The sequence below is a fragment of the uncultured Roseibium sp. genome (genome assembly GCF_947494555.1).
Classification (GTDB): domain Bacteria; phylum Pseudomonadota; class Alphaproteobacteria; order Rhizobiales; family Stappiaceae; genus Roseibium.
In genome coordinates, this window is the sequence record NZ_CANLVF010000001.1 from 1,417,707 (window position 1) to 1,431,248 (window position 13,542).

General features: G+C 56.7%; 14 protein-coding genes. 3 read left to right on the plus strand and 11 right to left on the minus strand.

What is annotated here, in order from left to right:
* Window position 1 precedes the first annotated feature (1 nt).
* Window positions 2-1,384, minus strand: a complete 1,383-nt coding sequence (locus Q0915_RS06425) for a TIGR03808 family TAT-translocated repetitive protein (RefSeq protein ID WP_366525248.1) — start codon at window positions 1,382-1,384, stop codon at window positions 2-4.
* Between the two features lie 222 nt (window positions 1,385-1,606).
* Window positions 1,607-2,080 (minus strand): YHS domain-containing (seleno)protein, encoded by a 474-nt coding sequence (locus tag Q0915_RS06430; protein WP_299480939.1) that lies wholly within the window; start codon window positions 2,078-2,080, stop codon window positions 1,607-1,609.
* Window positions 2,081-2,302: 222 nt separating this feature from the next.
* Here Q0915_RS06430 and Q0915_RS06435 point away from each other — a divergent pair, with 222 nt between their 5' ends.
* Window positions 2,303-2,881, plus strand: a complete 579-nt coding sequence (locus Q0915_RS06435; protein ID WP_299480942.1) for a TetR/AcrR family transcriptional regulator — start codon at window positions 2,303-2,305, stop codon at window positions 2,879-2,881.
* 417 nt (window positions 2,882-3,298) lie between these two features.
* Here Q0915_RS06435 and Q0915_RS06440 read toward each other — a convergent pair whose 3' ends face one another.
* The 8 genes from Q0915_RS06440 to Q0915_RS06475 all read right to left on the minus strand — a co-directional run bounded on the left by Q0915_RS06440 (window position 3,299) and on the right by Q0915_RS06475 (window position 11,460).
* Entirely contained in the window at window positions 3,299-3,907 is a 609-nt protein-coding gene (locus tag Q0915_RS06440; protein WP_299480945.1) for a pyroglutamyl-peptidase I, read from the minus strand.
* Window positions 3,904-4,902 carry a methylmalonyl Co-A mutase-associated GTPase MeaB gene (gene meaB / locus Q0915_RS06445; RefSeq protein WP_299480948.1) on the minus strand — a complete coding sequence of 333 codons (999 nt, stop codon included), beginning with the start codon at window positions 4,900-4,902 and terminating at the stop codon, window positions 3,904-3,906. Before meaB ends, Q0915_RS06440 begins: the two co-directional genes overlap by 4 nt.
* A gap of 66 nt (window positions 4,903-4,968) precedes the next feature.
* Window positions 4,969-5,754: a DUF4886 domain-containing protein gene (locus tag Q0915_RS06450; protein ID WP_299480951.1), complete on the minus strand. Its 786-nt coding sequence runs from the start codon at window positions 5,752-5,754 to the stop codon at window positions 4,969-4,971.
* A 325-nt stretch (window positions 5,755-6,079) separates the two neighbouring features.
* On the minus strand, window positions 6,080-6,658 hold the full coding sequence (locus Q0915_RS06455) for a DUF1131 family protein (RefSeq protein ID WP_299480954.1): 579 nt from the start codon (window positions 6,656-6,658) through the stop codon (window positions 6,080-6,082).
* A 156-nt stretch (window positions 6,659-6,814) separates the two neighbouring features.
* Window positions 6,815-7,396, minus strand: coding sequence for a TIGR00730 family Rossman fold protein (locus tag Q0915_RS06460; protein WP_299480957.1), 582 nt, complete (start codon window positions 7,394-7,396; stop codon window positions 6,815-6,817).
* 57 nt (window positions 7,397-7,453) lie between these two features.
* Window positions 7,454-8,842 (minus strand): dipeptidase, encoded by a 1,389-nt coding sequence (locus Q0915_RS06465; protein ID WP_299480960.1) that lies wholly within the window; start codon window positions 8,840-8,842, stop codon window positions 7,454-7,456.
* A gap of 99 nt (window positions 8,843-8,941) precedes the next feature.
* Window positions 8,942-9,895: a cation transporter gene (locus Q0915_RS06470; protein ID WP_299480964.1), complete on the minus strand. Its 954-nt coding sequence runs from the start codon at window positions 9,893-9,895 to the stop codon at window positions 8,942-8,944.
* 5 nt (window positions 9,896-9,900) lie between these two features.
* A complete protein-coding gene (locus Q0915_RS06475; protein WP_299480967.1) occupies window positions 9,901-11,460 on the minus strand; it encodes a helicase HerA-like domain-containing protein in 1,560 nt (519 codons plus the stop codon).
* Window positions 11,461-11,561: 101 nt separating this feature from the next.
* Here Q0915_RS06475 and Q0915_RS06480 point away from each other — a divergent pair, with 101 nt between their 5' ends.
* The gene (locus Q0915_RS06480) at window positions 11,562-12,023 is read left to right on the plus strand and encodes a DUF2780 domain-containing protein (RefSeq protein WP_299480969.1); all 462 of its coding nucleotides are present in this window, start codon (window positions 11,562-11,564) and stop codon (window positions 12,021-12,023) included.
* Window positions 12,024-12,068: 45 nt separating this feature from the next.
* Complete coding sequence (locus Q0915_RS06485; RefSeq protein WP_299480971.1) at window positions 12,069-12,476, plus strand: DUF4332 domain-containing protein; 408 nt, start codon at window positions 12,069-12,071, stop codon at window positions 12,474-12,476.
* 103 nt (window positions 12,477-12,579) lie between these two features.
* On the opposite strand, the gene Q0915_RS06490 is transcribed toward Q0915_RS06485, so the two are convergent.
* Complete coding sequence (locus tag Q0915_RS06490; RefSeq protein WP_299480974.1) at window positions 12,580-13,281, minus strand: helix-turn-helix transcriptional regulator; 702 nt, start codon at window positions 13,279-13,281, stop codon at window positions 12,580-12,582.
* Between the last annotated feature and the right edge of the window lie 261 nt (window positions 13,282-13,542).

The window sequence follows — 13,542 nt, forward strand, 5'->3', positions numbered from 1 at the left end:
CTCAGGCGCTTACCTGATTGCCTGTCACGGTCAGGTTGGCAAAACGTGTTGTATTGTTCAGTTCATCCGTCGCCGCTTCCAGCCAGCGATACCCCTTGATCGCGCCGAGTTTCGAGCCCTGGACAATGTTGTTGGTGATGGCTGCCGGGCCAGCGCCGTCAACGACGGTCACCGCAATGCCCGTGCCGCAGTCGCGCAGAATGTTCTGCGAGGCCGCGATGTTGCGCATGTATGGGCCCCAGCCAAGAAGCATGCCGAACCTTGGTGCACCCTCGATGACATTGCCGGTCAACGTCGTGTCCGCTTCTGCAGCGATCCCGATTCCAAATCCGGAGACTTCCGGCGGGTAGGGGCCGTCCTCGGTGATGTTCCGGATGAGGTTGCCCGAGCAGACCGACATGCGGCCACCATCCATGAAATTGGCGATTGATATGCCGGTGGTGCCGCCATCGACAATGTTGTTGGAAATGACCGCGCCCTGGAAATTGAACTCCGAATAGATCGCGCATTCGCCGGATCGCAGACAGGAGTTTCCGATAATCTGGACATTCGAGCCGGTGTTGGACCGGATTGCCGAAAATGCGCAATCGGTGATGCGATTGTTCGAAATGAGCACGCCATGTGCCCGGAAAACATTGATCCCGTTGCCGAACTGACCGGTTCCGCCGTAACGCGCGTCGATGCGCTCGATCCGGTTGCCCGAGACGATCGTGCCATCTTCTCCGTCGCGCCAGCGATGGATCCAGATGCCGCCATTGGCGCAATCCGTCACGGTGTTTCCCGTGATCGACAAGCCGTCTGCCTCGTTTGATCTGAGACCTGCTTCAGCCGCGCCATAGATCCGGCAGTTTTCAACCCGGCCCGAGCACCTGTCGAGCACGACACCCATTTTCGAGGAACCGGCGATGTCGCAATTGTCCAGCGACAGATTGCGAACGCCGACAAAATGAAGAAGCCCTTCGGTGAAATCGCCGATCGACCGGTTGGCGCCGTCGAAAGTGACGCCCTGGATTCCAATGTTGCTGACGCCTTCGGCCCGGATCAACTGACCACCGCCGCCCTGATAGACAAGCCGTGTTCTGCCCGGCACACCGACAATCAGCGTGCCCGAAGGCAGGCGTAGATTTGCGACAGGGTAGGTTCCTGCCGGAAGAAAGAGCGCCCGTCCACGTTCCACAGCCCGGTTGACCGCGTTCTGAAACTGGGCGGTCTGATCGTTGGCCGCATTCGGCAGAAGACCCAGATCGGCGGAATCGATCGAACCTCGGAGATCGGCGACTTTCATTTGTGCCACTGCGGTTGTCCCGGAAAGGCACACTGCTGTCCCGGCAAGAAACGCCCGTCGGCTCAGTTTTGAAATATCGCGTGTCATCGGCAAGACCATTAGCTGGAAGCGTCCCAAGTTGGGAGGCAAGTCAGGTTTTGACTTAGAACTCAGCAAGGGGCGTGCCGGAGTGGCAGGAATTGCCTCAGATCCGCTTGAGCGGCGTGCGCTTTTTCTCGCCCGGATATGAGATGGGATCACCGCATCGCATGGGAGAAACAAAAAACCGGCCGGGGCGAACCCGGCCGGTGGTAATCGATCTTCAGGGGGCAGAAAGATCGATTAGAGTTCACTCGGATCGGTTTTTTCGATCTGCGTCCAGTTGTCGTCTGCGGAACTGACGAAGCCCGGAATGTCCTTGTTCCAGCGTTCCTGGATGCTTTCGGACAGGTTCAGGTAGAGCTTGCCGTCGACGATCTTCCAGAGGTCAGGATCACCGTCCACCTTGACGCCCATGGCCGTTCCGAAGGCGCAGAAGCCGCCATATGCCGGCAGGTACTTTTCCGGGTTCTGCTTGAACAGGTCACGGTTTTCTTCAGAAACGAAGCGGTAGGTCGCTCCGTTATGAACTTCGGTGATCGAAAAGTCGCCATCCTGCGGCGCGCCGTTCGTGAAGTATGAGACCGGGTCGACACCACGCAGGGCGAGACCGGTGACGGTTGCGTTCACGTCAAAACCGGCAGCAAAGGCGCTGGATACGAGACCGGAAACAACAACGAGAGCAGCAACGGAGCCGCGGATAAGGTTCTTGAGCATTTGAAAGACTCCCAGGGGTCAGCCTTTGTAAGGCGTTCGATTTGAGCCGGCTCGGAAGAGATTGCCCTGATTGCCATATTTCGGTACCATTCGGTTCCTAATTGATCAGAGTCGACCGCTTGTGCCGGTGAGAGAAACATACGATTAGGAACCGATCGGTACAAAACACAAGAGCGTGAGCGCTGGTTGATGTCTTTGTGAATACGAGGGCGAGGAAGGAAGATGGCAAGACCACGTGAGTTTGACCCCGAAGAGGCAATGGACAAGGCCATGACCCTGTTCTGGGACGTGGGCTATGAGGAAGCCTCGCTATCGGAGCTTCTGGCGGCGATGGAGATAACTAAAGGGTCCTTCTACAAAGCTTTCCAGGACAAACAGTCCATCTATCTGGCATCGCTTGACCGTTACAATGACAATGTTATCAGCGGGACCGTTGCCTATCTGTCCGACGCCGCCCAGGGCACAGGCCGCGACCGTATATTGGGATTGTTCGAAAAGGTGGCGCAGGCGGTGAAGGCGGACGGGGACCGGCTCGGCTGCTTTTTATGCAATGCACTGATCGACAAGGCGGCGGAAGGTGGTGAAGCGGAAAACAAGCTTCAGGCGATGGTGCACAGGCTCGAAAACGCCTTCTTCAAGGCTCTGTCAGACGATCGGCCACGAGATGACGCCGGGAACAGGGAAACTGCGCGCGGGGTTCTTTCCGCCTATTTCGGGCTGAGGGTTCTGGGACGTGCAGGTCTGTCAACGCAAATGGCCGCGGACTGCATCCGTCAGGTGGAGAGGCTTCTTGAGCGCTGAGGTCCAATACGTCGCACTGATGTCAAAACAAGACTTTTCGAAAACTGACCAGCCTGTTTCAACGCAACGACCGTGCAAACGCTTTCACAAGTTCCATAAGAATTACAAAGCAAATGAGTGAAACAGTTGTCGTCAGGAAATGGCTTTCTGTAAATGCCGAAATGAGCCAGGCTAGCGGCAGGACTACGATCAGGGTGCAAATGACTTTCAGCGGAAAGCTCAATTCATAAGGCGGCATTGTCGTCGCTTTCGGGGCCTTGGGTGACTGGATTTATCTTCGATAATCTAGATCGGAATTCGTTCCTTTTCCCTCATCTGTACTCACGATGCCACCCCGTCCTTGAGCCGGGGCCCATGCAAGTGTTGAGAATGGTCCCGGATCAAGTCCGGGACGGCGCAAGACTTGCCGGGAGTGGTTTACCGCAGCCGTCTTGCGGTTTCCTTCAGCAATCTGACAGCGGCTTCCTCGATGGCCGGGTAGGACGGGCGGGTGTCATGCCTGCCTTTTGGCAGGGACGGGACGTGGATGAAGATGCAGGGCACGCTGGACCCGATGGTATCCCACAGGGTGGCATTGCACAGATATGTTCCGGCGTTGCTTGAAAGAGTTGACGGTACGCCGGCTGTTTTCGCGGCCTGGAGGAGGGCGCGTGCGGGCAGTGTCGCGGATCTTGCCCTTTCATTGCCTGGGGCAAGTTCGGGGCGCGTGGGTGCTTTACCGTCAGCGTCCGTGCGGATCCGGGTCGCGCGATTGACAGCCCGCGTTTCGACATTGAGCGTCCGCCGCGTGCCATCGACACCGAAATGCACAATTGCATCCGGCCGGAGTTCTTCGCGCAGTTTCGAAGTAACCTCCTGCCGTCCGGCCCAGGTCGTCGGCAGCACCTCAAAAACGAACTCAACACCTGTCTGATGCTTACCCAGACGTTTGCTCAGACGCCTCATCAGCTGTTCCGTCGGGTTGACCGGTGCCCCTGGAAACGGCGTGAAACCCGTCACCAGAATTGTTTTGGCGGTTCTTGTCATTCCGACAGACCCATCAGATCGGCAAGTTCATCAACGGCAAGCGATACGGCAGTCGTGCCGTCGTGAACGCTGCTCTCGAGAGACTTCAAGCGTTCAGCCGTCTTCTTGTTGGTTCTGAGTGCTTCGCTCATGCGCTGCTGCAACATGTCCCACATCCAGGCAACCTGTTGCCTGGAGCGTTTTTCCTGCCACTCGCCGCTGACCTGCATTCGGTGACTGTATTGTTCAATCTGCTGCCATAGCGTGTCGAGGTCCTGATTGACGAGACCCGATATGGTGATCACCGGCGGTGTCCAGTTGGGGGATTTCGGCGCGAGTATGTGGAGGGCGGCACGGTAGTCGGCGGCAGCCGAACGGGCGCGGGTTGCGCCATCGCCGTCCGCCTTGTTGACCGCAATCATGTCGGCGATTTCCAGAACGCCCTTCTTGATGCCCTGGAGTTCGTCTCCGGCACCCGGCAGCATGAGAACAAGAAAGAAATCGACCATGTCGGCAACGGTCGTTTCGGACTGGCCGATGCCGACAGTCTCCACCAAGATCACATCGAAACCGGCGGCTTCACACAGCAGCATGGTCTCGCGGGTCTTGGCCGCAACGCCGCCGAGCGTTCCCGCGGATGGGGAAGGGCGGATATAGGCATTCGGGTCGGTCGCAAGCCTTGCCATGCGTGTCTTGTCGCCCAGGATCGACCCACCGGTGCGGGTCGATGAGGGGTCGACCGCTAGAACCGCAACCTTGTGGCCTGCCGCAGTCAGATTGGAACCGAGCGTGTCGATGGTCGTTGATTTGCCGACACCGGGCACGCCGGTAATGCCTATCCGCAAGGCTTTGCCGGTCAGCGGCAACACGTCCTGGATCAATTGATGCGCGACATGGCGGTGGTCGGCTTTTTTCGATTCAACGAGTGTAATCGCGCGCGCGAGAGCCGCGCGTTTGCCTGCCTTCAGATCCGCTGCGAGCGTTTGCGGATCGATTGTTTTTGCCTTTGCTGTCATGTCCCAGGCTTAAACCAGGATTCGGCAAAGGTCACGGTGCCATTTGGGGGAATGGGAGTGGTCAGGTCACTGGATGCCGGCATTGCGGAGCAACACGTCATCCGACAGGTTTTGGATCTTGAGGCCCGTGCCGTCAGCGAGCGCCATGGGCTGATAGGCACCCTCGCAGCCTTGCGAAAACAAGGTGGTGAAAAAGACGCACGCGGCCAAATAGCTGCCTGCGACGGTCGGGTGGCGCTCATCAATGTAGAGGTTTACGTCCGGATGGCTGGTTCGCATCTGAGACCAGACGACACCGACCGGGACCACCGAAGCCCCGTTCTGCCGTGCCATTTTGTTATAGGTGTCGTTGCTTCTTTGCTGCATTCCCGCATATGTGCCGACTTTCGAAAAATTCTTCTTGTTGAACTGGTCACCATCCCTGTGCGCCATCGCCATGTAAAAAACGACTTCGGTTTCGGGCGACATGAGGCGCGCGCGTTCTGCAAGCCAGCGTGCGTATGGGAGCGTCTTTTGGGCCACGTCTTCGTCGCGAAGCGCCGGCAGCTGGCTGTGCTCCTGCAGAACCACAAAATCCCAGGCGGTTTCGTCAAGGAGCGTTTTTACCTGCGGGTTTTCGGCATGGTGTTCCAGGCGTGCGCTTCCTTTGGCGGTTGTCCGCGTGACGATGCTCACGCCTTTGGAGGCAGCAATGCTTTTCACCAGTCCAGGCAGATCATTGCCAAGCGTCAGGCTGTTCCCGACGAAAAGGATTTTGGATGTTTCCGGGGAAGGTGGCGATGCAAAGACATCAATTGCCGGGCCTAAAAGGGATGCGAGGCCTACTAGCGTGCAAAAGAATGCCTTTTTCAATGATGGACCCCAGCCCTGTCCGATTCGATGAAATGCAAAACGAGTATCGGGTGCTGTTGTAATTTGTCCATCCCGAACGGAAGCCAAACAACTCCGGTCAGGTCAACTTTGCTTTACACCGACCTTTTCTTGCTGCTCTTCGGTCTTTTGCAGCGGCGTGCGCACTGGTGGACACACCATCTGGATATGTTGCTTACGTTTGTCTCCATACCTCATCATGACCGTTTCCTCGCCTTAGCGTGGAAAAGCTTAGCGGGGAACGCGCTTCCGGATTGTGATGTGGATTACAATTCGTCCGGGAGGGGCCTGCAGGCAGACGGTTTTGTCAGCTTTTTGGCGTCCACAAAATGCGCTGCAACTCGGCGTCGAACAGCTCCTTTGACGGCGGCAGCCGGTCGAATGGTCCCTGGTAACCCGGGATCGCATAGACCAGTTCAACGTTCGGGTGTCCGCGCGATTTGCAGATGGCCATCCCGCGCCAGAGATTCTTGCCGGCACGGCAATCGGCTTTGGCAGTGCCGATGTCGCCCAATGTCATACCGATCCGCTCGCCGTTCGGCCCTTGCAGATGATGAGTCACGCCGTGCACCGAGCGCACCTTGCCATTTTGCCCCTTGAAGACCTGCAGAACCTGAAAGCCATCGGTATTGAAGGCTGCAAGCGCCCACTCGGTCTTGTTTTCAACCGCCGTCTGAATGCCTTCGGTGGTAAAGCCGGGCAGGGCCGATTCGATTGACTTGGAGCCGTACCGTGTCTCGGGTGTGATGCCACCGACATTGTCTTCGGTAATCTGGACGAGCGTGACATTCGACGTCTGAACAAGCCGGCCCGAGGTGCCGTCAAAGTCAGCCGTAGGCGAACAGGACGCAACAGCAAGGGCAAATAAAACTGAAAAAACGTTCAAGAATCGGCAGCGCATGGACCAAACACATCGTTATTGCGGGCTGCGCTTTGCACGCAGTTCTCACAAGGGTTTAGCAACTCAGGATTATTTTGCAATTGCAGAGGGGCGGTGCTGTGGAAAGTTGGGACATGCTTCACTGCACGCCCTAGAACCTCCTCAGGTTTCGTCTTTCTTTATCCACTTCGGCGTGCTTGGCGGTGTGTAGGTCTTAAACTGATCGATCATGTCCTGCGCGGTCGCGCTGATCTGAATCATGTTTCGCATTGCAGGCTTGGTGAAGGCTTCTTCGGTCTGATGATCCAAAAAGGCGATGAGTTGATCGTAGTAGCCGGCGACATTGAGGAATCCGCACGGTTTTTCGTGATAACCAAGCTGGCCCCACGTCCAGACTTCGAAGATTTCCTCCAAAGTTCCAACGCCTCCCGGCAGGGCAATGAAACCGTCGGACAGATCCGCCATCATCGCTTTTCGTTCATGCATCGAGCCAACGAGATGAAGTTCGTTGAGCCCTTCGTGACCGATTTCCTTTTCCTGAAGTGATCTTGGCAATACACCGACGACTTCGCCGCCGGCTTCAAGAGCCGCGTCGGCAACTGTGCCCATCAGGCCGACCTTGGCACCGCCATAGACGAGACGGTAGCCGTTTTCGGCAATGACGCGGCCGGTCGAGCGGGCCGCTTCCGTGTAGATTTCACGAGATCCATAGCTGGAGCCGCAAAAGACGCAAATGGATTTCATCTTTTTGTCCCGTTCGTTTTCAATTGGCACAATCGCCGGTCGCCGGCGGTCTTGCTGTCAGTTCTTTGCCAGTTCGTCGAGGACACGCGCCCAGGAACGAATGCCTTTGTGAAAGCTTGTCAGATTGTATTTCTCGTTGGGGGAATGGATCTGGTCGTCTTCCAGTCCGAAGCCGATCATCAGGGTATCCATGCCCAATGTACGCTTGAAATTGCCGACAATGGGAATGGAACCACCCATCCCGACGAGAGCGGCTTCTTTGCCCCATTCGTCTTTGAGAGCCGTTTCGCCCTTTTCAAGGGCCGGCATCTGGAAGTCTAGCCGGAGGGCCGGACTGCCATCCTTTGCGATGAAGTCGACGGAGCAGTCGGCCGGTATCTTTGAGCGCACATAGTCACGGAAGGATTGCTGGATCTTGTCCGGATCCTGGTCTCCGACCAGCCGGAACGTGAATTTGGCATGAGCTTCGGATGGTATGACGGTTTTCGATCCGGCACCCTGATATCCGCCCCACATACCGTTCACTTCAACAGTTGGACGCGACCAGATGTGTTCCAGCGGCTTGCGGTCGTTTTCCCCGCGCGGATACTTCAATCCAACCTCGCCGAGAAAATCCTCGATGGAGAAATTGAGGCCATCCCACATCCTGCTGACGTCTTCCGGCAATTCGATCACGCCGTCATAAAATCCAGGCAGGGTCACCTTGCCGTTTTCGTCATGCAGACCCGCAATGATGCTGGCAACGATGTGGTTGGGATTTTGCGCCGATCCGCCATACATGCCGGAATGAAGATCGCGGCTTGCGGCCTTGACGATGATTTCGTCACCGACCATGCCACGCAGCATGACGGCGATTGCGGGCGTCTCTGCGTCCCACATGCCCGTGTCGCAGACGAGAGCAAGATCGCAGGACAGTTCGTCCTTGTGCGCATCCAGAAACGGGCCAAGCGACGGTGAACCGGATTCTTCTTCTCCTTCGAACAGGATGCTCACGTCGATTGGCAGATCGCCGGTCTCCTCAATAAACGCACGTGCTGCCTCGACGAATGTCATCAGCTGACCTTTGTCGTCCGATGCGCCGCGGGCAACGATGATCTTGCTGCCGTCCTCGCGTGTCTTGATGCTGGGTTCAAACGGATCCTGATCCCAAAGGTTCAATGGGTCGACGGGCTGAACATCGTAGTGTCCGTAAAAGAGTACGTGCGGGCCCGACTTGCCGGATGTGCGGTGTCCGACCACCATTGGATGACCGGCTGTATCGCGCACGGATGCCTCAATACCGATTGATGTCAGTTCACGCGCGAGCCATTCTGCAGCTTCGCGGCACGGTGCTGCGTATTCAGGGTCGGTAGAGATACTCTTGATTTTGAGAAGGTCGAACAGTCGATCGAGGCTGGATTCGAAATTGGTCTCGATGCGCGCCAAGACCTTATCGATGGAACTCATAACGGATCCTTGAATTTGGAACAGAATGGCTGGCCGAAGAATGCACGGCCTTTCAGAAGGCCCTAACAGGCCACAAGCGTGCGCGAAGCGCAAATGGATTTAGCTGTTTTTCGGAAGGAGCGGCTGCGGTGCAGGCAGCGCGCCGCGCGCGGTGACGATAACCTCAACTCTTGTCGGCCCAATAGTTGCCTCCAGTTTCTCCAGGAGCTTCGATTGAAACTCATCGATCTCCTCGGCCAGCACAGCTTTGCCGGGATCGACATAGATCGCCACGTAGTGCATCCGTCCTGCCTGAAGGACCGCCGCCCTGTGGAAACGGTAGCCCATTTCCAGGGCAAGATCCCGCGCTGCGCGCGCCGCCTTTGAATGCGTGCCTTTTGGAGCGCTCACCCCGGCAAGGTCTGCAAGCGTTTTTCTGAACGTCGCCAGCGGTTGCCAGATAATGGCGAGGATTAGAACGATCACGATGACCGCATCGCCGATCGGCACATAGGGTGCAAGGGGCGTTCCCTCAAGAAAGGGAAGCGACAAAAGGGCGGCGCCCGCACCGACACTCAGCACACCATCCATCATTGCCGCTCTGGCTTCGGTCTTCAACAAAGGCGACCGCTTCCCGCTATTTCTGTAGGCGCGGTAATAGTTGAAAGCGAGGGCCAGACAAATCAGAACGATCGTGACCGAGTAAAAAACGATCGGCCCGAACACCAGTTCAGGAACCGTACCGCCAGTGAAGAAGGTCCAGATCTTGATTCCGGATACTATTGCCGCAAAAATAAGGATACCGATCAGGATCAGACTGCGGAAGGTGACGTAGAGCACCTCATCGAAATCATGCCCCCAAGGCCGTTTTCGCGTAGGCGGCAAACCAACGCGGGCGCCGATGCGTGAAGCTGCAATGGCGGATACGAAGTTGACGGCCGAATAGAGCCCGTCTACCAGCATGGCATCGGAGCGCGAAAGCCATGCAGTCAGGATGCCGGCGAAAGCCATGAACAGATTAGCCCATTTACCAGCAGTCAGGGCCTTACGTTCGATCTCCCGATTGTCGGCCATAAGCGTCAGTTTCCACGTTTCAACGATCCCATCAAACCGCGAACCAACGCGCGCCCGAGGGATGTCCCCAGGCTTCTCGCTGCAGACTTCAGTCCAGCTTCCAGCACGCTGTCGCGCTGGCTTCTGCGACTGGAGCGTCTTTTCATGCTCTCTTTGCGCGGACGGTCGTCGCGGCCGAAATCAGGAAGCTGAAACCCCGAACGGGACCGCCGTGGCTCACCGTGTTTGCGGGCATGCTTTTCTTCCCGGTCCCGGCTGCGCTGTTCCTGGCGCTGTTCCTCTTCTGCGCGGTTCATAAGGATTTCGTAAGCGGATTTTCTGTCCTTGGCGCGTTCGTAGAGGCCGAAAATGGCGCTCGATTGGATGAGCGCGCGCCGCTCAGCCTGCGTGATTGGTCCGAGACGGGAGCAGGGGGGCCGGATCAGGGTTCGTTGCACGACCGATGGGATCCCCTTGCCCTCCAGCGTCGAAACAAGTGCCTCGCCGACGCCGAGCTCGGTTATGACGCGTTCCGTGTTCAGGTCGGGATTTGGGCGAAAGGTTTCCGCAGCAGCCCTGACCGCCTTCTGGTCTCGCGGTGTGAAGGCCCGCAATGCATGCTGGATGCGGTTGCCGAGCTGCGCCAGGATCGTCTCCGGAATGTCTAGTGGGTTCTGGGTTACGAAATAGACGCCGACGCCTTTTGACCGGATCAGCCTGACAACCTGTTCCACCTTCTCTATGAGTGCTTTGGGCGCGCCGCTGAAGAGAAGATGCGCTTCGTCGAAGAAGAAGACCAGTTTCGGCTTCTGCGGATCGCCGACCTCGGGCAGTTCCTCAAACAGCTCCGACAGAAGCCAAAGCAGAAAAACGGCGTATAGCCTGGGCGAGGACATGAGTTTGTCGGCGGCCAGAATGTTCACGATCCCGCGGCCGTCCTGCGCAGTGCGGATGAAGTCCCTGATGTCGAGCGCAGGTTCGCCGAAGAAATTCTCTCCGCCCTGGCGCTCCAATACGAGCAGCCTGCGCTGTATCGCGCCAATCGACGCCTTGGAAACATTTCCGTAAAGCGTTGAGAGTTCAGATGCGCGTTCGGCCACGTGGGCCAGCATTGCGCGCAGGTCCTTGAGATCCAGTAGCAAGAGCCCTTCATCGTCGGCCAGCTCAAACAGGACGTTCAGAACACCTTCCTGAGTGTCGTTCAACTCAAGCAGGCGCGAGAGAAGAAGCGGGCCGATCTCGGAAACCGTTGTGCGGATCGGATGGCCCTGCTTTCCCAGAAGGTCCCAGAAAACGGTTGGAAATTCCTTGTATTCGTAGCTCGGTTCAATGCCGACTTCCCGGGCCCGTTTTTCAAGAAAGTCCTTGGACACGCCTTCGGCGGCCAGTCCGGACAAGTCGCCCTTGATGTCGGCGCAGAAAACAGGAACACCCGCCTTTGAAAACCCCTCCGCGAGGATCTGCAACGAAACAGTCTTGCCGGTTCCGGTCGCTCCTGCGATCAATCCGTGCCGGTTGGCAAGTTTCAGCGCCAGCGTTTCGTTCTTGGTGCTGGCGCCGACAAAAATGCTTTCTTTTCCCGTCACGGATACCCCCGAATCTCACTGGCTTTCCCTGAACCTAACAAAGCTGCTGCAAAAAAGCGCGCTTGAGGTGTGAAGTCGTGTCGACGGATTTCCGGAAAAGCATGTATAGGAATGACCGGCGGTGCAGCCGAGAACACAAGCAGCACAAACAGACTTACCTGGAGAACGGTATGGAAGAACTCATTAATCGGATCATGGCGGCAGCCGGGATCGACAAGGATCTTGCGACCAATGCGGTCGGCATCATTTTGGACTTTCTGAACCGCGAAGGACCGGAAGACAAGATGCAGCAGATTTTCGATGCCCTTCCGGGGGCCGCTGATCTTGTCGCCGCGCGCGAGGGCGCCGGGTCCGGCGGTGGTTTGCTCGGCGGTTTGGGAAGCATGATGGGCGGCAGTATGGGAGCGATGGGTGCCCTCAGCGAACTGAACAGTGCAGGGCTCGACATGGGCGGCGTGCAAAGTGTTGTCAAAGAGCTGGTTTCCTATGCTAAGGAAAAAGCAGGGGACGACGTAGTGGAGGAAGTGATTTCACAAATTCCGGGGTTGAACCAAGTCGTCTAGCTGCCCCAGGGTTCTGCCATCGGTCTCAGAGGGAGTTCATTGCGCATGTCATATTCGATCAAAGAAATCGAGGGCATTGGCCCGACTTATGCTGCGAAACTGGGTGAAGCGGGCATTACGACAACGGAAGCTTATCTGGAGCGGGCAAAGGATCCGAAGGGGCGCAAGGCGCTTGAAAAGGAAACCGGTATCGAAGCCAAACGCATTTTGAAATGGGCCAATATGGCCGATCTTATGCGGATCAGCGGTGTCGGTGAGGAGTATTCGGAGCTTCTGGAAGCAGCCGGTGTCGACACCGTCAAAGAGCTGAAAAACCGCAACGCGACAAACCTTGCCGCGAAGATGAAGGAAGTGAATGACGAAAAAAGCCTCGTTCGTCAGGTGCCAAGCGAAAGTCAGGTGACCAAGTGGGTCGATCAGGCAAAAGAACTGACGCCTATGATGACCTATTGAACGGTTCGAAGCCGGCTGGAAAAACGAAGAAGGCGCGCTTGCAGCGCGCCTTTTTTAGTTTCCTGATCGATATCGGCGGTGTGGCGCCTGCGATCGGCTCAAACTAAACGCTGATCTGACCGTAGCGCAGTGCTTCCACGACCGTGTGGGTCTTGTTGGATGCATTGAGCTTGACGCTTGCGTTTTGCAGATGGGCGTGAACCGTGCGTTGCGAAATGTCGAGGACGTCGGCAATTTCACCGGCCGTTTTGCCGTATGCCGTCAGCTCAAGAACCCTGCGCTCGCGGCTGGAAAGAGCGCCAGGACGCTGACCGGAGATGACACCAAGATCGCGAAGACGAGAAAAGGCTGCTGCGGAAAGGACTTCCAGGTTCGCAAGATCGTATTTGTTCACCTGAAGTGATGGACCGCTTGCGAAAACGAACGCCTGGAACGGATAAAGCTCTGTCACGGGTACGACAACGATCTGGCTGCCTTCACCGGCAGAAGCGAGGAGATCGGAGTGTTCCATATCGCCAGCTGTAATCGTCCAAACCCGCGCACGGTTGGATCCAAGACCGAGCATCAAAGCGCTGTCGTTTGCGGACAGCGAAGTGCTTTCAATGCCGTCGTTGCGCTGGTCCGGCCAACGGAACCGCTGCACCAGATTGTCAATCGGACGGTTCGGCATCGGCAAGCCGGTGATGAGTATGTGCGTCGCCCCCATGCGCCGCAGGTTCGACTCCAAAATGTCGAGGACATGGTGAGCCGCGTTTGCTTCAGAAATTGCTCTCAGTTTGCTTTTCAATTCTGTCTGATCAAGCATTGTGCACATCCTTAGCGGTCTAAATTACCGCATGCTTGCCAGCCTGGTGGTTTCAACCACCTACGGCTGATGATGGGTTCGTTAATGGCTTAGACTGAACCGATCATGGCACAAGCCCCAGCCGAGCGCCGCGCACGTTATCTAAGGTATTTATTCCCATGCGTCAGCGCTTTTACGCTACAATACAATTGATGATCGTACCAATAGGGAAAATAGGGAGAGTTTGCTTATTGCGCCAAAAATTTGGCAAAATATCATCAA